Origin of the sequence: Variovorax boronicumulans (assembly GCF_030812215.1) — a bacterium.
Lineage (GTDB): Bacteria > Pseudomonadota > Gammaproteobacteria > Burkholderiales > Burkholderiaceae_C > Variovorax > Variovorax boronicumulans_C.
The window spans coordinates 159,170-179,449 of sequence record NZ_JAUSSG010000010.1; the positions used below are offsets into that span (position 1 = coordinate 159,170).

Here is a 20,280-nt window from a genome sequence, read left to right on the forward strand (position 1 = left end):
CCTTATGAGCCGGATGGGCTTGGCGCAAACACGCTCGGGACCATCGCCGCATGCACCGCATGGACGGCCTTGTCGACCGCCTCGATGCGGCGATTCAGTTCGTCGTTGATCACGCGCACCAATGCGCTCAGTTCACTGCGTGTCGGATTCAGTTCTTCGGTATCGCCCAGTTCGAGCGGCACGATGAGCTTCTCGAGGCAGGCGTAAGCGCTGTGCACCTCTCGAAGACTGTCGGTGTCGTCGCAGGCCCGCAAGACAAGCACCTCGGGATCAGTTTCGGAATAGGGAAATGCGACCGACGATGTCGTGCGAGAAGGAGTAGTCCTGACCATGATTGGCTTCCATGAAATGACGCAGAGGTGTTCAGGGACGCCAATCCCGCGCATGCCGTTTTTCGGCGTGCGGCGGGGAGTTTATCTCCGACTCGTCTGGCACCTCTCGGCGCGCTCGCACGCTCGTCAGAGACGCATCCCCAGCCATATAACGGTCTCCGTCGATAGCGCAACCACCGGACTCAGCACGCGCGTCCAGACATGGCTCGACCGCATGTGCGATGCGGATTGGTCGTGGTGCAACTGCTCTTCCTCGACGATCTGCGAAATGACCCGGACAGCCGCGTCGTCCTTCCCCGCCAGCTCATGCAGCTGGGCCTTCAGATGCCCGAGCACCACGCGCTCGACAGCCACAGTGGTCGCCGAAATCGCATGCCGGCCAAGAAGCCCCGTAAGCAGGCCAAGTACCCAACCGCCGATACCGCATAGCCAATAGCTGCGGCAGCGGCGAACACCTCGGCGCCGCAGTTCTGCCGCGAACAAAGCCCTGTGCCCCTCTTCGTGGGACTTGAACTCGCGCAATTCGGGCACCAACGAAGGCGCGGTCCATCGCGCCATGAATATCTGTGTCCTGTAGATGTTCACAGCGCCCTGCTCGCCGGCGTGATCAACCTTCAGGATTCGTGCGCCCAATGCCGAATCGCGATCAAGCGTCTTTTCCTCTGTCATCGCCTTCCCCCTCGAATCACCCGATTCTGATGGCGCGCACCGATGGGCAAGCGCGACACCTTCGGGGAAACACCTAGAAGCAGCCCCCGCCGCGAACGTCGAACGCGCGCCCCAGAGGGAAAACCGCGCATTCACCACTTTTGCAAACCCCTTCGCCGCTGGCCCGTTCCTTGCAAACCCGATCAAAAATGACAGAAAATTTTCCGTCCTGACTTATATTTGTAAACCAGTTTTCAAAAACCGCACACTTTCGGGCTCTTCCGCACCTTCATGAGCACCCCTGTCGATACCCCAGGCACCACCGTGGCCCAGCGCATTGCGCAGGCCCTGCCGCGGCTGACGCGTTCGCATCGGCAGGTGGCCGACTACGTGCTGGAGCACCCGCTGCAGGTCGCCACGCTGCCCATCGACGAGCTCGCGGCTGCCGCGGGCGTCTCCGTGGCCACGGCCAACCGGTTCGCCCGCGCGCTGGACTTCGACGGCTACGCCACCTTCCGCGCCGAGCTCGTGCGCGGTTTCGAATCGCTGGTGGCGCCGGTGGAGCGGCTGCGCGGCAACCTCGAACACCCGAGCACGGTGGCCGAAGTGTTTGCGACCGCGCTCGACGAGAGCCGCCGCAACATCGAGGCGACGCGACAGACGCTGGACTACGCCGCCTGCGAGGCCGCGGTGACGCACATCGGCAAGGCGCGCTCGATCTACATCGCGGGCTTCGGCGCGAGCGGCTGGCTCGCGGGCCTGCTGCAGCACGGGCTGGACAGCAGCTGCCGCGACGTGCGCCTGCTGCCGGGCGTGAGCGGCGTCACGCACGCGGCCCGCGCGCTGATGCACGCGGGGCCGGAGGACGTTTTCATCGGCCTCACTTTTCCGCGCTACCTGACCGACACAGTGATGCTCGCCCAGATCGCGCGCGAACAAGGCTGCAGCGTGATCGCGCTGACCGACCGGCCAACCTCGCCGATGGCGCCGCTGGCCGACGTAGCGCTCTATTGCCAGACCGAAACCAACTACCGCCCGAATTGCGAGACCAGCGTGCTCGCGCTGGTCGAGGCGCTGACCAGCGCCGTCGCGCTGCGGGCGCCCGACCCGGTGCAGTCCGCCCGCCGCACGCTGCAGGTGCTGCGGCCCTGGCTGCACGGCGCGAACGGGCTGCCGCGCATCGACGGCATCGCCGCGCGCACCGCCGGCACATCCGACGCCGCGGCCCTGAACGGCACGGCCAAGAAAAAGAAGAAAGCTCCCCGATGAAGAACACCACGCCCGTCATCGCCATCCACGGCGGTGCCGGCACCATCAGCGCAGCCACGACCAGCACCGCGCAGGCGCAGGCGTACCACGACGCGCTGCAGCACATCGTGCGTGCCGCGCAAGCTGCGCTGCTCAAGGGCGCATCTGCACTCGACGCCACCTGCCTCGCAGTCGAACTGCTCGAAGAGTGCCCGCTCTTCAACGCGGGCCACGGTGCGGTCTTCACGCACGAGGAAACCCACGAGCTCGATGCCGCCGTGATGGACGGTGCGACGCTCGCCGCCGGCGCCATCGCCGGCGTGTGCCATGTTCGCCGCCCGGTGCGCGCCGCGCGTGCCGTGCTCGAAGACGGCGCGCACGTGCTGCTGGCCGGCGCGGGTGCCGAAGCCTTCGCGCGCGAACGCGGGCTCGAGATGGTCGAGCCCTTCTTCTTCTCGACCGAGGCGCGTCGCCAACAGCTCTACCGTGTGCGCGACACTGGCCGTGTGGTCACCGACCACGAAGGCGCGGCCATGACGCCTCCGCTGGACGAAGACAAGAAGTTCGGCACCGTCGGCGCGGTCGCGCTCGACATGCACGGCCACCTCGCCGCCGCCACCTCGACCGGCGGCATGACCAACAAGCGCGTCGGCCGCATCGGCGATTCGCCCCTGATCGGCTCGGGCACCTATGCCGACGACCGCACGGCCGCCATCTCTTGCACCGGCAGCGGCGAAATGTTCATCCGCGTGGCCGCCGCCCACGACATCTGCGCGCGCATGGCCTACGGCGGCGCGACGCTCGAAGCGGCCACGCACGCGGTGGTGCACCAGTCGCTGCCCGCCATCGGCGGCACCGGCGGGCTGATCGCCGTCGACCGCCACGGCAACCTGAGCCTCGCCTTCAACACCGAAGGCATGTATCGCGGCCACGCGCGCGGCGACGAAGCCCCCGTGACTGCCATCTTCGCCTGACGCGCGCCCCCTCTTTCCCTCGCATTCCCATGTCCACCCCTGCCCTCGCCCTGCCGGACGGCCGCGTTCTCGCCGTCGACGACCTCACCGTGCGTTTCTCGACCTCCGAGCGCACCGTCGATGCCGTCAAGAACCTTTCCTTCCACGTCGACCATGGCGAAACGCTCGCGGTGGTGGGCGAATCGGGCTCGGGCAAGTCGGTGACTTCGCTCGCGCTGATGCGGCTGGTGGAACACGGCGGCGGGCGCATCCTCGGCGGACGCATGGCGTTTCGCCGCCGCAACGGCGAGGTGCTCGACCTCGCACAGGCGCGCGACGGCACGATGCGCGGCATCCGCGGTGCGGACATCGCGATGATCTTCCAGGAGCCGATGACCTCGCTGAACCCGGTGTTCACCGCGGGCGACCAGATCGCCGAGGCCATCCGCATCCACCAGGGCAAGAGCAACGCGGCCGCGCGTGCCGAGGCGCTGCGCATGCTCGAACTCGTGCGCATTCCCGAAGCGCGCAACGTGCTCGACCGCTTTCCGCACCAGCTCTCGGGCGGCATGCGCCAGCGCGTGATGATCGCGATGGCCCTCTCGTGCAAACCGCAACTGCTGATCGCCGACGAGCCCACCACCGCGCTCGACGTGACGATCCAGGCGCAGATCCTGCAGCTCATCCGCGAGCTGCAGAAGGAGATGCGCATGGGCGTGCTCTTCATCACGCACGACATGGGCGTGGTGGCCGAAATTGCCGACCGCGTGCTCGTGATGTACCGCGGCGACAAGGTGGAAGCAGGCGCCTCCGAAACCGTGTTCGCCTCGCCGCAGCACCCCTACACGAAGGCGCTGCTGTCGGCGGTGCCGAAGCTCGGCGCGATGCAGGGCACCGACCTGCCGGCCAAGTTCGAACTGCTGCGCACCGAAGGCACGCCCGAAACCGCGCCCTGCACGAACACCACGCCGCAAACCACGGTGCGCGAAGACGCCGGCCCGATCCTGCGCGTGCGCGACCTCGTGACGCGCTTCGACGTGCGCAGCGGCATCTTCGGCCGCGTGAAGCGCCGCGTGCATGCGGTGGAAAAGATCAGCTTCGACCTGTACCCCGGTGAAACGCTGGCGCTGGTCGGCGAATCGGGCTGCGGCAAGTCGACCACCGGCCGCTCGCTGCTGCGCCTGGTCGAGAGCCAGAGCGGCGCGATCGAATTCGGCGGCCAGAACATCCGCGAGCTGCCCACGCGCGAGCTGCAGGCGCTGCGCAGGAACATCCAGTTCATCTTCCAGGACCCGTTCGCCTCGCTCGATCCGCGCGTGACGGTGGGCTTCTCGATCATGGAGCCGCTGCTGATCCACGGCATCGCCAAGGGCGCCGAGGCGCAGCAGCGCGTCGACTGGCTGCTGCAGAAAGTCGGCTTGCCGCCTGAAGTGGCACAGCGCTATCCGCACGAGTTCTCGGGCGGACAGCGCCAACGCATCGCGATTGCGCGCGCGCTCGCCTTGAACCCCAAGGTGGTCGTGGCCGATGAGTCGGTGTCGGCGCTGGACGTGTCGATCCAGGCGCAGATCGTCAACCTCATGCTCGACCTGCAGCGCGAGCTGGGCGTGGCGTTTCTCTTCATCTCGCACGACATGGCCGTGGTCGAGCGCATCAGCCACCGCGTGGCCGTGATGTACCTCGGACAGATCGTGGAAATCGGCCCGCGCCGCGCCGTGTTCGAAGCGCCGCAGCACGCCTACACCCGCAAGCTGATGGCCGCGGTGCCGGTGGCCGACCCGTCGCGCCGCCACAAGCCGCGCGCGCTGCTCGAAGGCGAAATCCCGAGCCCGATTCGCGCGGTGGGCGACGAGCCCGACGTGCCGCCGCTGGTGCAGGTTGCGCCGGGGCATTTCGTTGCGCGGCACGCCATCGGCGGCGCCTTCTGACCTTCTGATTCCCAAACTGTTTTCTACCCGCAGGCCCTCCTGCTTTTTTATCCACGAACCGACTGGAGTTCTTCCATGAAGCAATCTTCTTCCTCCCTGCGATGGGCATCCGCACTGCTGGGCCTGGCCGCGCTCGCCGCCTCGGGCACGGCACTGGCCGCCAAAGACGTGGTGCTGTCCATCGGCTACCAGCCGGAAACGCTGGACCCGTACAACACCAACACCACCATCACCACGGCGGTGACCAAGACCTTCTATGAAGGCCTCTTCCAGTTCGACAAGGACCTGAAGGTGCAGAACGTGCTCGCCGAGAGCTACGACGTGTCCAAGGACGGCCTGGTGTACACCATCAAGCTGCGCAGTGGCGTCAAGTTCCACGACGGCACCGACTTCAACGCCGACGCCGTGAAGTTCACGCTCGACCGGGTGCTGAACCAGGACAACAAGCTGCTGCGCTACAACCAGTTCAACCGCGTGAGCAAGGTCGAAGCGGTAAACCCGACGACCGTGCGCATCACGCTGAAGGAACCCTTCGGCCCCTTCATCAATTCGCTGGCCCACGCATCGGCCGCGATGATTTCGCCCACCGCGCTCAAGAAGTGGGGCAACAAGGACATCGCCTTCCACCCGGTGGGCACGGGCCCCTTCGAATTCGTCGAGTGGAAGCAGACCGAAGCCGTGAAGGCCAAGAAGTTCGACGGCTACTGGAAGAAGGGCTTCCCGAAGATCGACAACCTGCAGTGGAAGCCGGTGCTCGAGAACAACACGCGCGCCGCGATGCTGCAGACCGGCGAAGCCGATTTCGCATTCCCCATTCCCTACGAACAGGCCGAGCTGCTCAAGAAGAGCGACAAGCTCGAAGTGGTGGCCTCGCCTTCGATCATCACGCGCTTCCTGGCCTTCAACATGCTGGTGAAGCCGTATGACAACCCGAAGGTGCGCGAAGCCATCGGCTACGCGATCAACAAGGAAGCGCTGTCCAAGGTCGCGTTCGGCGGCTATGCCTTCCCCGCGCAAGGCGTGATGCCCCAGGGCGTGAAGTTCGCCGAGAAGATGGCGCCGATTCCCTACGACGTGAAGAAGGCCAAGGCCCTGCTGGCCGAAGCGGGCTACCCGAACGGTTTCGAGTCGGTGCTCTGGAGCGCCTACAACAACACGACCAGCCAGAAGACCATCCAGTTCGTGCAGCAGCAGCTCGCGCAGGTGGGCATCAAGCTGCAGGTTCAGGCGCTCGAAGTGGGCCAGCGCACCGAGCAGGTGGATGCATGGCCCGATCCGAAGACGGCCAAGGTGCGCATGTACTACACGGGCTGGTCGTCGTCCACGGGTGAAGCCGACTGGGGCCTGCGCCCGCTGTTCGCCTCCGAGTCGTGGGCACCGAAGCTGAACAACATGTCGTTCTACAAGAGCGACGTGGTGGACAACGCGCTGGCCAAGGCGCTGGTCACGGTGGACGACAAGGAAAAGGCCGCGCTGTACAAGACCGCGCAGGACGAGATCCGCAAGGACCTGCCGCGCGTGCCGCTCGTCACGGAGCAGAACCTGTCGGCGCACGCCAAGCGCCTCTCGGGTGTGTACGTGATGCCGGACGCGAACATCAACATCGACGCGATTGCCGTGTCGAACTAATCGCTGGTTTCTTGTTTTCTGACTGACTGTCCGGCGGGCGGTGGCACTGTGCCCCCGCCCGCACGCGACATCCGCACCCCATGCTGAATTACTTTCTCAAACGCCTGTTGGGCCTGATCCCCACGCTGCTCATCGTGGCGGTGCTGGTGTTCCTGTTCGTCCACATGCTGCCCGGCGATCCGGCGCGACTTGCGGCCGGCCAGGAGGCCGACGAGCAGACCGTGGCCATGGTCCGCGCCGAGCTCGGCCTGGACAAGCCGCTGCCCCAGCAGTTCGTGAATTTCTTCACCCACATGCTGCAGGGCGACTTCGGCACCTCGATCCGCACGCGGCGGCCGGTGTCGACGGAGATCGGCGAGCGCTTTTTCCCGACGGTGATGCTGACCATCACCAGCATGGTGTGGGCGGTGATCTTCGGCATGGGCATCGGCATCGTCTCTGCCGTGTACCGCAACAAATGGCCGGACCGGCTGGGCATGACGCTCGCCGTGTCGGGCATTTCGTTTCCCGCATTTGCACTCGGCATGCTGCTGATGCAGATCTTCTCGGTGCAGCTCGGCTGGCTGCCCACCGTGGGCGCCGCGACCTGGAAGCACTACATCCTGCCCTCGATCACGCTGGGCGCAGCCGTGGCGGCCGTGATGGCCCGCTTCACGCGCGCCTCGTTCGTCGAGGTGATCCAGGAAGATTTCGTGCGCACCGCGCGCGCCAAGGGCGTGCGCGAAACCAGCGTGGTGTTCAAGCACACGCTGCGCAATGCGCTGATCCCGGTGGTCACGATGATGGGCCTGCAGTTCGGCTTCCTGCTGGGCGGCTCCATCCTTGTGGAGGCGGTGTTCAACTGGCCCGGCCTCGGCCGCCTGCTGGTCGATGCCGTGCAGATGCGCGACTACCCCGTCATCCAGACGCTGGTGCTGCTGTTCTCGCTCGAATTCATCCTGATCAACCTGGTGGTGGATGTGCTCTATGGCTACATCAACCCGACCATCCGCTACAAGTGAGCAAGCAGCCATGACGCAAGCTTCCGGCGTGCCTGCCGAAACCCTCATCATTCCAACGACACCCGTCGCGGCCGTCCAGATCGCGGGCAAGGTCCGCACGCCCTGGGGCGAATGCTGGCGCCGCTTCAAGAAGCAGCCCGTGGGCATCGTGGCCGCGATCTTCGTGCTGCTGCTGGTGTTCGTCGCGGTGTTCGCACCGTGGATCGTGCCCTTCGACCCCGAGAACTTCTTCGACTACGACATGCTGAACAGCGGCCCCTCGGCCACGCACTGGTTCGGCGTCGATCCGCTGGGCCGCGACATCTTCAGCCGCATCCTGGCAGGCGCGCGCATCTCGCTGATGGCGGGCTTTCTCTCGGTGCTGGTGGGCGGCTTCATCGGCACCGGCTTCGGGTTGCTGGCGGGCTACTACGAAGGCTGGTGGGACCGCATCGTGATGCGCATCTCGGACGTGCTGTTCGCCTTCCCCGGCATCCTGCTGGCGCTGGGCGTGGTCGCCATCCTGGGCAGCAGCATGACCAACGTGGTGGTGGCGGTGTCGGTGTTCAGCGTGCCGGCCTTCGCGCGCCTGGTGCGCGGCAATACGCTGGTGCTGAAGCAACAGACCTACATCGAGGCCGAGCGCAGCATCGGCGCGTCGGACTGGACCATCATCGTGCGGCACATCCTGCCGGGCACGATCTCCTCCATCGTCGTGTACTTCTCGATGCGCGTGGGCACCTCGATCATCACGGCGGCCAGCCTGTCGTTCCTCGGCATGGGCGCGCAGCCGCCGACGCCCGAGTGGGGCGCGATGCTCAGCGAAGCGCGCGCCGACATGGTGACCTCGCCGCACGTGGCGCTGTTCCCGAGCCTTGCCATCTTCTTCACCGTGCTTGCCTTCAACTTGCTGGGCGATGCACTGCGCGATGCGCTCGATCCGAAGATCGACCGCGAGTAATCTCTTCTTTCTCTCTTCATGGCATCGACGACCACCCTGCCCTATATCGGCACCCTGCTCCAGGGCGCGCGCAACGCCATCACCGACGTCGAAGGCGTCACGGTCGGCCACCAGACGCTGGACGACGGCGGCGTGCAGACGGGCGTGACGGTGATCCGCCCGCATGCCGGCGACCCGTTCCGCGACAAGGTGCCGGCCGCGGCCGTGGTGCTCAACGGCTTCGGCAAGAGCGTGGGGCTGGTGCAGCTCGAAGAGCTCGGCGTGCTGGAAACGCCGATTGCGCTCACCAACACGTTTTCGGTCGGCACGGTGGCGACGGCGCAGATCCGGCATTGCATCGCGAGCAACCCCGAGAGCGGCCGTTCGCTGCCGACGGTGAACCCGCTGGTCTTCGAGTGCAACGACGGTTTTCTGAACGACATCCAGCGGCTGGCGGTGACCGAGGCGGACTACCTGCAGGCGCTCGACGCCGCCGGCCCCGACTTCGCGCAAGGCTCGGTCGGCGCGGGACGGGGCATGTCGAGCTTCCAGTTCAAGGGCGGCATCGGCAGCGCCTCGCGCCGCGTGTCCTCGCCTTGCGGCGAGGTGCACACGGTGGGCACGCTCGTGCTGGCGAACTACGGGCGCCAGCCGCAGCTGGTGCTGGCCGGCCACGCGGTGGGCGAGCGGCTGGCCGCGCAGAACACGCCCGAATTCAAGGAGCCCGAGAAGGGCTCGATCATCATCGTCGTCGCGACCGACGCACCGCTCGACGCGCGCCAACTGCGCCGCCTGGCCCTCCGCGCAGGCGCGGGGCTGGCGCGCACCGGCTCGGTCTTCGGCCATGGCAGCGGCGACATCGTGCTGGCGTTTTCGACCGCCTACACCGTGCCCGACCGCGTGGACCGCCCGATGCCGACCATCGCGATGGTGCACGACGGGCTGCTCGATGGCCTCTTCCAGGCCGCGGCCGACAGCACCGAGCAAGCTATTCTTCATGCGCTCTGGCGCGCCACGGCCGTGACGGGCCGCGACGGCAATCACCGGGCGGCGCTGTCCGAGGTGTTGCCGCCCTCTTTCCTTTCTTCCTCCTTCGCCTCATTGCGCACGCCCACATGAAAGTCCTGATCTCCACCGACATCGAAGGCGTTGCGGGCGTCTATCACCACGAGCAGGCGCGGGCCGGCAACCCCGAGTACGAACGTGCCCGGCTGCTGATGGCGCACGAGGCCAACGCGGCGATTGCAGGCGCGTTCGACGCGGGGGCCACCGAGGTGCTGGTGAACGACTCGCACGGCGGCTTTCGCAACATGCCGCCCGATGTGCTGGATGCGCGCGCGCGTGTCGTGCAAGGCAAGCCGCGCTACCTGAGCATGGTGGCGGGCGTGGAGGAAGACGGCGTGGAAGCGGTCTGCATGGTCGGCTATCACTCGCGCGCGCAGGGGCGCGGCATTCTTGCGCACACGATCAACAGCTTTGCGTTTGCGGGTATCCGGCTGGGGGAGCAGGAGCTGGGCGAGGCCGGGATCTACGGCGCGCTGGCCGGCGAGTACGGCGTGCCCGTGGTGATGGGCAGCGGGGATGACGTGTTCATCTCCGAGAACCGGGGGCTCTTTCCGCATGCGACGTTTGTCGAGACGAAGAAGGCGACGGGGTTCAACAGCGGTGTGTCGCTGTCGCCGGAGCAATCGCGTGCGGCGATTCGCGCTGGAGTGGTCGAGGCGCTTGCTGCGCGGGGCAATGCGAAGCCGTTGGTCTTCAAGGGGCCGCAGGTTGTTACGTTGCGGACGCAGTCGCCGATGATGGCGGATCTGTTTTGCCAGTGGCCGACGTTCGAGCGGGTGGATGGCGTCACTTTGCGCTTCACGGCGGATACGGTGGAAGCGGCTGTGCGGATGTTGAACTGCTGTTCTGCCATGTCTTCGATGTTGCGTTGAGCTTTTCTTTTTGAGTTCCGAGGCCGGGTCTCGCCCCGGCAGGCGACCTACTTTTCTTTGCTTCGCCAAAGAAAGGTAGGCAAAAGAAAGGCGACCCTGCTGTCTGCGTCCCTTCGCTTCGCTACGGGCAACCTGCGGTGCTCGCGTTTCGCGGGGTCTCGCCCAAACTCGCTTCGCTCAGACAAGGGCGAGCCCTGATCCGCGAAACGCTCCGCTCCTCGGCGCATACAGAAGGGCTTGGGGACCGACGCGCCATCGCTGCGCTCGGCCAGCTCACGGGCCTTCGCTTCGCTCGGCTCGGGCTCCCTCTCCCCTTGGGGAGAGGGTTGGGGTGAGCGTAGACGGCACAGGAACAAGCACCGCCTCGCATGAAGGCCGCGGCCCTCTCCCCAAGGGGAGAGGGAGCAAGTCCGCCCCGCCGAGCAAAACGGCAGCCCAACCGAAACGAGGCCGAGCGAAGCGAAGGCCCGATTCCAAGCCGAGCAGAGCGATGGCCCGTGTTGTCTCCAAGCCCCTCTGGCTGCGCCGAGGAGCGCAGCGTTTCGCGGATCAGGGCTCGCAGCTGTTTGAGCGAAGCGAGTTCTGCGAGACCCCGCGAAACGCGAGCACCGCAGGTTGCCCGCAGCGAAGCGGAGGGTCGCAGACAGCGGGGTCGCCTTTTCTTTGCTTACTTTCTTTTGGCGAAGCAAAAGAAAGTGAGTCGCCCGCCGGGGCGAGACCCGGCCTCGAAACTCAAAAAAAGCCAAAACCCAAAAAGAACCCGAAGCCCAAACCCTATTCGCCAATTCCTAAAATCCCCACCCCAGAAAACCGATTCCCACCCAACTTCCCTTATCCAGAATAAGCATCAAACCGCCCGCAAACCCGCATGAACACTGGCGAATAAGCTTATCCGCATAAAGCGCGAACCAAAAAATAGTTTGTTTCCATAAGGCCCGCTTCCAGAATCCCGGCTTCTTGCTGGCGCGCTGGACGCACCGCACTTCAAGACCAGACCTACGCACGATGTACCAATACACAGAATTCGATCGCCAGTTCGTTCACCAACGGGCCGCCCAGTTCAGAGACCAGCTCGAGCGCTGGCAAAAGGGCCGCCTGCACGAGGACGAGTTCCGCCCCCTGCGGCTGCAAAACGGCTGGTACGTCCAGCGCTACGCGCCGATGCTGCGCGTGGCCGTGCCCTACGGCGAGCTCTCCAGCCGCCAACTGCGTGTGCTGGCCAAGATCGCCCGCGAATACGACGAGCCCGAGGCCGAGGTCTATCGAAAGGCCATCGAAACCCAGGGCCTGCTCGGCAGCCACAAGCTCCCGACCCACTACGCCCACTTCTCGACGCGCCAGAACGTCCAGTACAACTGGATTCCGCTCGCCAAGTCGGCCGACGTGATGGACCTGCTCGCCTCGGTCGACATGCACGGCATCCAGACCAGCGGCAACTGCATCCGCAACATCACGAGCGACGAGCGCGCCGGCATTGCGGTCGACGAGATCGCCGATCCGCGCCCCTTCGCGGAAATCATGCGCCAGTGGAGCACGCTGCACCCTGAGTTCGCCTTCCTGCCGCGCAAGTTCAAGATCGCCATCACCGGCGCCACCGAAGACCGCGCCGCCACCGGCTGGCACGACGTGGGCCTGCATGTGGTGAAGAACGAAGCCGGCGAAATCGGCTTCCGCGTGCAAGTGGGCGGCGGCATGGGCCGCACGCCGATCATCGGCACCGTGCTGCGCGAGTTCCTGCCCTGGCAGCAGATCATGAATTACCTCGAAGCGGTGATCCGGGTCTACAACCGCTATGGCCGCCGCGACAACATCTACAAGGCGCGCATCAAGATCCTGGTGAAGGCCGAAGGCCAGCGTTACATCGACGACGTCGAGGCCGAGTACAAGCAGATCCTCGAGCACGACGGCGCACCGCACACCATCACGCAGGAAGAGTACGACCGCGTGGCCGCCTCCTTCGTGCCGCCGACGCTGGCCACCCGCGTGCTGCAAAGCGCCGAGAAGACCGACGCCGAGCTGCGCACCCAGGCCGCCGACGACGTGATGTTCGCCCGCTGGCTCGCCCGCAACGTGGCGCCGCACAAGAACCCCGCGCTGCGCGCCGTCACGCTGTCGTTCAAGCGCCTGAAGCAGGCGCCCGGAGACGCATCGGCCGACCAGCTCGACACGCTCGCCGAACTGGCCGACCGCTTCTCGGCCGGCGAAGCCCGCGTGACGCACGACCAGAACGTGGTGCTGCCCTGGGTGCACGCCGAAGACCTGCACGCGCTGTGGCTCGCCGCGCGCGCCGCCGGCTTTGCCAGCGCCAATGTGCACCTGCTGACCGACATGATCGCCTGCCCCGGCGGCGACTTCTGCGCTCTGGCCAATGCGCGCTCCATTCCCATCGCCGAAGCGATCACCGAGCGCTACCAAGACCTCGACGAGCTCGACGACCTGGGCGAGATCGACCTGCACATCAGCGGCTGCATCAACTCCTGCGGCCACCACCACAGCGGCCACATCGGCATCCTTGGCGTCGACAAGGACGGCAAGGAGTGGTACCAGGTCACCCTCGGCGGCTCCGACGGCTCCGCGCTCAGCGGCACGCCGCAGGCCGGCAAGGCAGTCGGCCCCTCGTTCTCGGCGGCCGAAGTGCCGGGCGTGATCGAGGCTGTGCTCACAACCTACCGCGACACCCGCTCTTCGGGCGAGACCTTCATCGACACGCTGCGCCGCGTGGGCCACGACCCGTTCAAGGCCGCGGCCAACGGTGCGCGATTCAAGGTGGAGGAAGCAGCATGAACAAGACTCTGAATATCCTCTCGGCAGAAGAACACATCGACGACGGCGACCCGAAGGTCCTGCAACTGGCCAACGACGCCGACCCGCTCGCCATCGAGGTGTGCCTGGCGGACATCGAACGCATCGACCTGAACTTTCCGAAGTTCACCGATGGCCGCGCCTACAGCCAGGCCTTCCTGCTGCGCCGCCGCCTCGGCTTCACGGGCGACATCCGCGCCACGGGCGACGTGCTGATCGACCAGTTGGTGCAGATGGAGCGCACCGGCTTCTCCAGTGCCGTGCTGAAGGAAGGCGTGGACGCCTCCGACGCGCAGCGCCAGTTCGACCGCTTTTCGGGCTTCTATCAAGGCGATGCGGTGAAGACCGCGCCGCACTTCGTGGCCGGCAACTGAGAAAGCTTCCGACATGAGCATCGCCACGGACATCGACTTCGCACGCATCAACACCGACCTCGGCCGCAACGCCGAAGGCCTGGTGGATTGGGCGATCGGCCTGGGCCAGCCTTCGATCATCACCACCAACTTCCGCCCGTTCGAAGCGGTGATCCTCCACATGGTCACGCGTGCCAAGCGCGATGTTCCGGTGATCTGGATGGACAACGGCTACAACACCGAGGCCACCTACCGATTTGCCGACGAGGTGACCAAGCAGTTGGGCCTCGACCTGCACATCTACCTGCCGCGCCGCTCGCGCGCACACCGCGAAGCGGTGGAAGGCCCGACACCCGCGCTGGACGATCCGCGCCATGCAGCCTTCACCGAAGAGGTGAAGCTCGAGCCCTTTGCCCGCGCGCTGCGCGAGACGGCGCCGAAGGTCTGGTTCACCGCGCTGCGGGCCACCGACACTGCCGTGCGCGCGCAGATGGACCCGGTCAGCGTGAACCCCGACGGCCTCATCAAGGTCGCGCCGCTGCTGCACTGGTCGTCCAAGGAGCTGTACGAGTACTGCACGGCCCACGGCCTGCCCAACAACTTCGACTACGTGGACCCGACCAAGGGCGAAGACAACCGCGAGTGCGGATTGCACATCGCGCACTGAGCGCCAGAACGCCTCAACCGATCCTTTGAATCCAGCCCCAACCCGATGAACGCCCGTACCGAAACCGAACTGCTGCTGTCGCCGGCGCACCTGTCCAACACGCACCTCGATGCGCTGGAAGAGGAAACCATCTTCATCCTGCGCGAAGTGGCGGCCGCCTTCGAGCGCCCCACCCTGCTGTTTTCGGGCGGCAAGGATTCGCTGGTGCTGCTGAAGTGCGCGGAAAAGGCGTTCGGCGTCGGCCGCATTCCCTACCCGCTGCTGATGATCGACACCGGCCACAACTTCCCCGAAGTGACGGCCTACCGCGACCAGCGCGCGAAGGAACTGGGCGCCGAGCTCATCGTGCGCAGCGTCGAGGATTCGATGGCGCGTGGCACCGTGCGCCTGGCGCACCCCGGCGAATCGCGCAACGCGCACCAGTCGGTGACGCTGCTCGAAGCGATTGAAGAATTCCGCTTCGACGCGCTGATCGGCGGCGCCCGCCGCGACGAGGAAAAGGCGCGTGCCAAGGAGCGCATCTTTTCGCACCGCGATTCCTTCGGCCAATGGCAACCCAAGGACCAGCGGCCCGAGCTGTGGACGCTGTTCAACACGCGCCTGGCCCCCGGCGAACACTTCCGCGTGTTCCCGATCTCGAACTGGACCGAACTTGACGTGTGGCAGTACATCGAGCGCGAGCATGTCGGCCTGCCGTCGATCTACTACACGCACAAGCGCGAAGTGGTCGAGCGCCGCGGTCTCCTGGTGCCGGTGACCGAACTCACCCCGCCGCGCGACGGCGAAACGGTGCAGGTGCGCGACGTGCGCTTTCGCACCGTGGGCGACATCACGACCACCTGCCCGGTCGAAAGCCTCGCGGCCGATGCCGGTGACGTGGTGCTCGAAACGCTGTCGGTCGACGTCAGCGAACGCGGCGCCACCCGGATGGACGACATGACCTCCGAAGCATCCATGGAAAAACGCAAGAAAGACGGTTACTTCTGATGAGCGCGACGACGACAGCCCCCCCCAACGAACTCGCCGTGCACGGCGACACCGGCACCGCCCTGCGCTTCATCACCTGCGGCTCGGTCGACGACGGCAAGAGCACGCTGATCGGCCGCCTGCTGGTGGACAGCAAGACGGTGCTGCAGGACCAGCTCGCCGGCGTGCAGCGCGGCGGCGAAACCGACCTTGCCCTGCTCACCGACGGCCTCTCGGCCGAGCGCGAACAGGGCATCACGATCGACGTGGCGTACCGCTACTTCTCGACCGCCAAGCGCAAGTTCATCATCGGCGATGCGCCGGGCCATGAGCAGTACACGCGCAACATGGTCACCGCCGCCTCGGCCGCCGATGCCGCCGTGGTGCTGGTCGATGCGACCAAGCTGGCCTGGGCCGCCGAGGTGGAAGACGGCACCGTGGTCAAGCGCGAGCTGCTGCCGCAGACGCGCCGCCACACGCTGCTGTGCCATCTGCTGCGCGTGCAGTCGATCGTCTTCGCGGTCAACAAGCTGGACGCCATCGACGACGCGGGCCTGGCCTTCGAGCGCATCTCGACCGCGCTGAACGCCTTTGCCGAAGCGGCCGGCGTGCAAGTGGCCGGCATCGTTCCGATTTCCGCGCTCAAGGGCTGGAACGTGGCCACGCGCCATGCCGACTGGGTCGGCTACGAAGGCCCGAGCCTGCTCTCGCTGCTCGAAGACCTGCCGGTCACGGTGCAGGACGAGGCCGTGCCCTTCGCCTTCCCGGTGCAGTGGGTCGAGAAGTTTTCGTCCTCGGCCGACACTTCGCAGGGCCGCCGCGTGTTCTGGGGCCGCGTCGCTTCGGGCCACGTGGAACCCGGCCAGCGCGTGACCGTGCTGCCGAGCAACCAGACCGCCACCGTCGCGCAGGTGCTGAGCCACACGCGCCAGCCGAAGTCGGTGCATGCGGGCCACAGCGCCGGCATCGTGCTGGACCGCGAGGTCGATGTGTCGCGCGGCGACTGGCTGCTGGCGCCCGGCGCCTTCGAGCCGGTGCGCGAGATCACCGCCACCGTGGCCTGGCTCGACGACGAGCCGCTGGTCGCGGGCCGCGTGTACTGGGCGCTGCAGGGCCACCGCTGGGTCAAGGCCAAGGTGGCGCGCATCGTCGACCGGGTGAACATCACGACGCTCGAATCGGAACCGGCGACGCAGCTGGAAGCCAATTCGATCGGCGATGTGGTGCTCGCGCTGCAGCAGCCGCTGGCCGTTCTGCCCTTCACGCAATCGCGCGCCCTGGGCTCGCTGGTGCTGGTCGATACCGCCTCCCACAAGACCGCTGCTGCCGTGCTCGTGCAGCCCGCCGCCGCAAAGGCCTAAAATCTGGGGTTTTCCCCGATCAAACTGACGTTTAAAAGACAAATGACCCACGTCGTTTCCGAAGCCTGCATCCGTTGCAAATACACCGACTGCGTGGACGTTTGCCCCGTCGACTGCTTCCGCGAAGGTCCCAACATGCTGGTGATCGACCCGGACGAATGCATCGACTGCGCGGTCTGCATCCCCGAATGCCCGGTCAACGCGATCTACGCCGAAGAAGACCTTCCGGCCAACCAGATCGCCTTCATCAAGATCAACGCCGAGCTGGCCGTGGCCGATGGCTGGAAGAGCATCACCAAGCGCAAGTCTGCTCTCCCCGACGCTGAAGAATGGAAAGACAAGACCGACAAGGTCGGGGAGCTGGTGCGCTGAGCGCGCTGCCTGCTCCCATCGAAACCGACGCGCTGATCGTCGGTGCAGGCCCTGTCGGGCTGTTCCAGGCCTTCCAGCTGGGCCTGCTTGAAATTTCCTGCCACATCGTCGATGCACTGCCCGCTGCGGGCGGCCAGTGCGTGGCGCTCTATGGCGACAAGCCGATCTACGACATTCCCGGCACGCCGGTGACCAGCGGGCGCGATCTTGCGCAGTCGCTGCTCGCACAGGTGGCGCCGTTCAAGCCGCAGTTTCATTTCGGCGAGCAGGTCGCCACGCTCGCCCGCCAGGACGACGGGCGGCTGCTGCTGACGACTTCGGCCGGCAAGGCATTCCTGGCGAAAACGGTGTTCATCGCAGCCGGTGTCGGCGCCTTCGTGCCCAAGCGAATCGCGCTCGATGGCATCGCGCAGTTCGAAGGCACCACGCTTTTCTATCACCCTGAATCGCTGGACCGCTTTGCGGGCCAGACCGTGGTGGTGAACGGTGGCGACGACATCGCGCTCGAAACCGCCGTGGCGCTCACCGCCATCGCCGGACAGGTCACGCTGGTCCATCGCCGCGACGGCTTCCAGGCCAGCGAAGCGAACATCGCCGCGATGCGCGCCCTCGTGGCCGCCGGCAAGCTGGCCTTCAAGGTCGGCCAGCCGACCGCCTTCGACGGCAAGCAACTGCAGATCACCACGCCCGACGCCACGACCATCGACCTGCCGCTCGATGCGCTGGTCGCGTGCCTGGGCATCTCGCCGCGCCTCGGCCCCATCGCCGACTGGGGTCTGGAGCTCGAGCGCAAGCAGGTGCCCGTCGACACCGAGAAGTACGAGACCCGCGAACACGGCGTGTTCGCGGTCGGAGACATCAACACCTACCCGGGCAAGAGGAAGCTGATCGTCTGCGGCTTCCACGAAGCCACGCTGGCGGCCTGGGGCGCCACCGCCATCGTTTTTCCCGGCAAGGCGGTGCCGCTGCAGTACACGACCACCAGCACACGGCTGCACGAACTGCTGGGCGTGGCTACTTCACGGCCGGCATAAGCGACCGGTATTCGCCGATGAAGCTGCCGATGGCGGCGATGTAGCGGTCGATGTCCGCATCGGACAACGGCAGCGAGAGCACGACGAAGCCGCGCGGCGAGGTGTAGATGCCCTGGCTCAGCAGGTGAAAGAACAGCAACTGGCGCAGGCGCCCGTCGACTACCGCCAGATCGTCCACGCGCCGTACTTCGCCGCTGACGAAATGCGCATTCATCAGCGACCCGACGCCGGTGAACTGCATCGTCACGCCCTCCTTGGCGCACAGCGCATTGAGCCGTGCCCGCATCGCCTCGCCGCGTTCGGCCAGCGCGCCGGCCGCCTCGGGCGTGAAGAGCTTCGTGAGGCCCGCATACCCGGCTGCCATCGTCATCACGTTGTTGTTGAAGGTGCCGGAATGCGCGAGCGCGCCGGTGCGCGGATCGAACTGCGCCATCACGTCCGCACGCCCGCCGAAGGCGCCGAACGACATGCCGCCGCCGATGTACTTGCCCAGCGTGGTGAGGTCGGACTTGATGCCCAGTTTGCTGGCCAGCCCGTGCGGCGCAAGGCGCGAGGTCATCACCTCGTCGAAGATCAGCAGCGCGCCGGCCTGCGTGGCGCCCTCGCGCAGCGCCTGCAGGAAATCGAGGCGCCCCGGAATGCAGCCGCTTGCGCCCTGCATCGGCTCGACCAGGATGGCGGCGATCTCCGGGCCGTGCCTGGCGATCTCTTCGCGCGCACGCTGCGCGTCGTTGTAGGGCAGCACGAGAAAGTCGAAAGGCACGGTCGTCAGCGAAGGCTTGTCGCCGAAGCCGAGCACCCCACCGTGATAGCCGCCCGAGAAGACCACGATCTTTCGCCGCCCCGTGAAATGCAGCGCGGCCGTGAGCGCCATCAGGTTCGCCTCGGTGCCCGAGTTGGTGAAGCGCAGTTGCTCGATCTGTGGAAAGCGTTCGCAGACGGTTTTTGCCAGCCGGCCTTCGAGCAGGTTGTGGCCCGTGAGGTTGATGCCGCCCTGCATCGCCTCGATGACCGCCTCGCGGATCTCGGGCGCCGAGTGGCCGTAGACGCCAGCGGTGTACTCCGCGATGAAGTCGGCATACCGATGGCCGTCCGCATCCCAGAGCGCGGCCCCCTCGCCCTTGGCGATGGTCAAGGGGAACGGCGCGTAGAACAGCACCGAGCGCGTGTTGGCGCCGGGCATGTAGCGCGTCTGTTCGTCGAAGCGGCGCCGGCTCTCGGCATTGCCTTCGATAAAGCGTTGATGCGCCCCGGCGAGGGCTTGATCGATGGCGGTGTCGGTCATGGAGCGGTCCTTGAAAGATGAGTTGGCGCTGCGGGTCGTTTAATTGGTCACTGATCAATTAATAATATTTATACAATCAATTCACCCGCCGCACAACGCCATTTCCTCCATGAAAAAGACCGCCCCCGAGCCCAAACCCAAGACCGCCGGCCGCCCCGCCGGCGGGGGCGCGCTCTCGAAACGGCTCATCGCCGAAGCGGCGCTCGCACACATCGACAAGTTCGGACTGGGCGCGTTCAGCATGCGAGAGATCGCGTCGCAGCTCGGCGTGTATCCGGCCACGGTGCACTGGCACGTCAGCACGCGCGAAGCGCTGCTCGCCGAGGTCGCCGCCACGGTGATGGCAGAGGTCACCCCGCCCACGGAATTGCCCTGGCAGGAATGGATCGCCGAACTGTTCCGCCGTTGCCGCGCCGCGGTGCGTCGTCATCCCAACGTGGCCCAGCTGCTGGGCGCGCAGCTGGTGTCGAACGGCAGCCTGGCGACCGAGCTGGTCGAAGGCGTGCTGGAGGCGCTGACGGAAGCCGGCTTCGAGGGCCAATCGCTGCTGGAGGCCTACAACTGCGTGATCGCGGCGATGCTGGGGTTCCTGACGATGGAGTTCTCCCCTCTGCCCGCCGATAACACCCAGGCCTGGGCCGAGGAGCTGCGCGAACGGGTCCACACCATCCGCCCGCTCGACCACCCGGTGCTCGCGCGCAACCTGCCGATGCTCGCCAACAAAGCCTTCATCGTGCGCTGGGACAACGGAACCACCGTGCCGCTGGACAGCAGTTTCGAGCGGCACATCCAGATCACCATCGACGGGCTGGAAGCGTTCGCGCGCAGGGTCAGGGGCGCATAGA

Annotated in this window: 19 protein-coding genes; 16 read left to right on the forward strand and 3 right to left on the reverse strand. The window is 66.2% G+C overall.

Going from position 1 to position 20,280, the window contains the following annotated elements; genetic code table 11:
* Positions 1-2 precede the first annotated feature (2 nt).
* Positions 3-332, reverse strand: coding sequence for a hypothetical protein (locus tag J2W23_RS24895; RefSeq protein ID WP_307650647.1), 330 nt, complete (start codon positions 330-332; stop codon positions 3-5).
* Positions 333-458: 126 nt separating this feature from the next.
* Positions 459-1,001 carry a demethoxyubiquinone hydroxylase family protein gene (locus J2W23_RS24900; protein ID WP_307650648.1) on the reverse strand — a complete coding sequence of 181 codons (543 nt, stop codon included), beginning with the start codon at positions 999-1,001 and terminating at the stop codon, positions 459-461.
* A 270-nt stretch (positions 1,002-1,271) separates the two neighbouring features.
* Between J2W23_RS24900 and J2W23_RS24905 the strand changes: the two genes are divergently transcribed.
* The 15 genes from J2W23_RS24905 (at position 1,272) to J2W23_RS24975 (ending at position 18,150) form a co-directional block, all read left to right on the forward strand.
* Positions 1,272-2,249, forward strand: coding sequence for a MurR/RpiR family transcriptional regulator (locus J2W23_RS24905; protein WP_307650649.1), 978 nt, complete (start codon positions 1,272-1,274; stop codon positions 2,247-2,249).
* Positions 2,246-3,202, forward strand: coding sequence for an isoaspartyl peptidase/L-asparaginase family protein (locus J2W23_RS24910; protein ID WP_176657178.1), 957 nt, complete (start codon positions 2,246-2,248; stop codon positions 3,200-3,202). The genes J2W23_RS24905 and J2W23_RS24910 overlap by 4 nt, the downstream gene beginning before the upstream one ends.
* A 29-nt stretch (positions 3,203-3,231) precedes the next feature.
* Positions 3,232-5,109, forward strand: coding sequence for a dipeptide ABC transporter ATP-binding protein (locus tag J2W23_RS24915; RefSeq protein WP_307650650.1), 1,878 nt, complete (start codon positions 3,232-3,234; stop codon positions 5,107-5,109).
* 75 nt (positions 5,110-5,184) lie between these two features.
* The gene (gene gsiB / locus J2W23_RS24920) at positions 5,185-6,738 is read left to right on the forward strand and encodes a glutathione ABC transporter substrate-binding protein GsiB (protein WP_307650651.1); all 1,554 of its coding nucleotides are present in this window, start codon (positions 5,185-5,187) and stop codon (positions 6,736-6,738) included.
* An 80-nt stretch (positions 6,739-6,818) separates the two neighbouring features.
* On the forward strand, positions 6,819-7,739 hold the full coding sequence (gene gsiC, locus J2W23_RS24925; protein ID WP_307650652.1) for a glutathione ABC transporter permease GsiC: 921 nt from the start codon (positions 6,819-6,821) through the stop codon (positions 7,737-7,739).
* 10 nt (positions 7,740-7,749) lie between these two features.
* A complete protein-coding gene (gene gsiD, locus J2W23_RS24930; RefSeq protein WP_307650653.1) occupies positions 7,750-8,679 on the forward strand; it encodes a glutathione ABC transporter permease GsiD in 930 nt (309 codons plus the stop codon).
* 18 nt (positions 8,680-8,697) lie between these two features.
* Positions 8,698-9,777, forward strand: coding sequence for a P1 family peptidase (locus J2W23_RS24935; RefSeq protein ID WP_307650654.1), 1,080 nt, complete (start codon positions 8,698-8,700; stop codon positions 9,775-9,777).
* The gene (locus tag J2W23_RS24940; RefSeq protein WP_307650655.1) at positions 9,774-10,595 is read left to right on the forward strand and encodes a M55 family metallopeptidase; all 822 of its coding nucleotides are present in this window, start codon (positions 9,774-9,776) and stop codon (positions 10,593-10,595) included. Before J2W23_RS24935 ends, J2W23_RS24940 begins: the two co-directional genes overlap by 4 nt.
* A gap of 1,005 nt (positions 10,596-11,600) precedes the next feature.
* Positions 11,601-13,379 (forward strand): nitrite/sulfite reductase, encoded by a 1,779-nt coding sequence (locus J2W23_RS24945; protein ID WP_176657171.1) that lies wholly within the window; start codon positions 11,601-11,603, stop codon positions 13,377-13,379.
* Positions 13,376-13,771, forward strand: a complete 396-nt coding sequence (locus tag J2W23_RS24950) for a DUF934 domain-containing protein (protein WP_307650656.1) — start codon at positions 13,376-13,378, stop codon at positions 13,769-13,771. The genes J2W23_RS24945 and J2W23_RS24950 overlap by 4 nt, the downstream gene beginning before the upstream one ends.
* 13 nt (positions 13,772-13,784) lie before the next feature.
* The gene (locus J2W23_RS24955) at positions 13,785-14,417 is read left to right on the forward strand and encodes a phosphoadenosine phosphosulfate reductase domain-containing protein (protein ID WP_176657169.1); all 633 of its coding nucleotides are present in this window, start codon (positions 13,785-13,787) and stop codon (positions 14,415-14,417) included.
* Between the two features lie 45 nt (positions 14,418-14,462).
* The gene (cysD, locus tag J2W23_RS24960; RefSeq protein ID WP_176657168.1) at positions 14,463-15,404 is read left to right on the forward strand and encodes a sulfate adenylyltransferase subunit CysD; all 942 of its coding nucleotides are present in this window, start codon (positions 14,463-14,465) and stop codon (positions 15,402-15,404) included.
* Positions 15,404-16,744: a sulfate adenylyltransferase subunit 1 gene (locus J2W23_RS24965; protein ID WP_307650657.1), complete on the forward strand. Its 1,341-nt coding sequence runs from the start codon at positions 15,404-15,406 to the stop codon at positions 16,742-16,744. The genes cysD and J2W23_RS24965 overlap by 1 nt, the downstream gene beginning before the upstream one ends.
* Before the next feature lie 42 nt (positions 16,745-16,786).
* Positions 16,787-17,116, forward strand: coding sequence for a ferredoxin FdxA (fdxA, locus tag J2W23_RS24970; protein WP_307650658.1), 330 nt, complete (start codon positions 16,787-16,789; stop codon positions 17,114-17,116).
* A complete protein-coding gene (locus J2W23_RS24975) occupies positions 17,074-18,150 on the forward strand; it encodes an NAD(P)/FAD-dependent oxidoreductase (RefSeq protein ID WP_307650659.1) in 1,077 nt (358 codons plus the stop codon). Before fdxA ends, J2W23_RS24975 begins: the two co-directional genes overlap by 43 nt.
* Here the strand turns inward: J2W23_RS24975 and J2W23_RS24980 are convergent.
* A complete protein-coding gene (locus tag J2W23_RS24980; RefSeq protein WP_307650660.1) occupies positions 18,131-19,435 on the reverse strand; it encodes an aspartate aminotransferase family protein in 1,305 nt (434 codons plus the stop codon). The genes J2W23_RS24975 and J2W23_RS24980 overlap by 20 nt on opposite strands.
* Before the next feature lie 109 nt (positions 19,436-19,544).
* On the opposite strand from J2W23_RS24980, the gene J2W23_RS24985 reads away from it, so the two are divergent.
* On the forward strand, positions 19,545-20,279 hold the full coding sequence (locus J2W23_RS24985) for a TetR/AcrR family transcriptional regulator (RefSeq protein ID WP_307650661.1): 735 nt from the start codon (positions 19,545-19,547) through the stop codon (positions 20,277-20,279).
* Position 20,280: the final 1 nt, after the last annotated feature.

Coding starts and splice junctions, on each gene's coding strand:
- J2W23_RS24975 (WP_307650659.1), top strand. CDS start 17,074: ATGGAAAGACAAGACCGACAAGGTCGGGGAGCTGGTGCGCTGAGCGCG.
- J2W23_RS24950 (WP_307650656.1), top strand. CDS start 13,376: ATGAACAAGACTCTGAATATCCTCTCGGCAGAAGAACACATCGACGAC.
- J2W23_RS24965 (WP_307650657.1), top strand. CDS start 15,404: ATGAGCGCGACGACGACAGCCCCCCCCAACGAACTCGCCGTGCACGGC.
- J2W23_RS24910 (WP_176657178.1), top strand. CDS start 2,246: ATGAAGAACACCACGCCCGTCATCGCCATCCACGGCGGTGCCGGCACC.
- gsiB (WP_307650651.1), top strand. CDS start 5,185: ATGAAGCAATCTTCTTCCTCCCTGCGATGGGCATCCGCACTGCTGGGC.
- J2W23_RS24900 (WP_307650648.1), bottom strand. CDS start 1,001: ATGACAGAGGAAAAGACGCTTGATCGCGATTCGGCATTGGGCGCACGA.
- gsiC (WP_307650652.1), top strand. CDS start 6,819: ATGCTGAATTACTTTCTCAAACGCCTGTTGGGCCTGATCCCCACGCTG.
- J2W23_RS24945 (WP_176657171.1), top strand. CDS start 11,601: ATGTACCAATACACAGAATTCGATCGCCAGTTCGTTCACCAACGGGCC.
- J2W23_RS24985 (WP_307650661.1), top strand. CDS start 19,545: ATGAAAAAGACCGCCCCCGAGCCCAAACCCAAGACCGCCGGCCGCCCC.
- cysD (WP_176657168.1), top strand. CDS start 14,463: ATGAACGCCCGTACCGAAACCGAACTGCTGCTGTCGCCGGCGCACCTG.
- J2W23_RS24915 (WP_307650650.1), top strand. CDS start 3,232: ATGTCCACCCCTGCCCTCGCCCTGCCGGACGGCCGCGTTCTCGCCGTC.
- J2W23_RS24895 (WP_307650647.1), bottom strand. CDS start 332: ATGGTCAGGACTACTCCTTCTCGCACGACATCGTCGGTCGCATTTCCC.
- fdxA (WP_307650658.1), top strand. CDS start 16,787: ATGACCCACGTCGTTTCCGAAGCCTGCATCCGTTGCAAATACACCGAC.
- gsiD (WP_307650653.1), top strand. CDS start 7,750: ATGACGCAAGCTTCCGGCGTGCCTGCCGAAACCCTCATCATTCCAACG.
- J2W23_RS24940 (WP_307650655.1), top strand. CDS start 9,774: ATGAAAGTCCTGATCTCCACCGACATCGAAGGCGTTGCGGGCGTCTAT.
- J2W23_RS24905 (WP_307650649.1), top strand. CDS start 1,272: ATGAGCACCCCTGTCGATACCCCAGGCACCACCGTGGCCCAGCGCATT.
- J2W23_RS24935 (WP_307650654.1), top strand. CDS start 8,698: ATGGCATCGACGACCACCCTGCCCTATATCGGCACCCTGCTCCAGGGC.
- J2W23_RS24980 (WP_307650660.1), bottom strand. CDS start 19,435: ATGACCGACACCGCCATCGATCAAGCCCTCGCCGGGGCGCATCAACGC.
- J2W23_RS24955 (WP_176657169.1), top strand. CDS start 13,785: ATGAGCATCGCCACGGACATCGACTTCGCACGCATCAACACCGACCTC.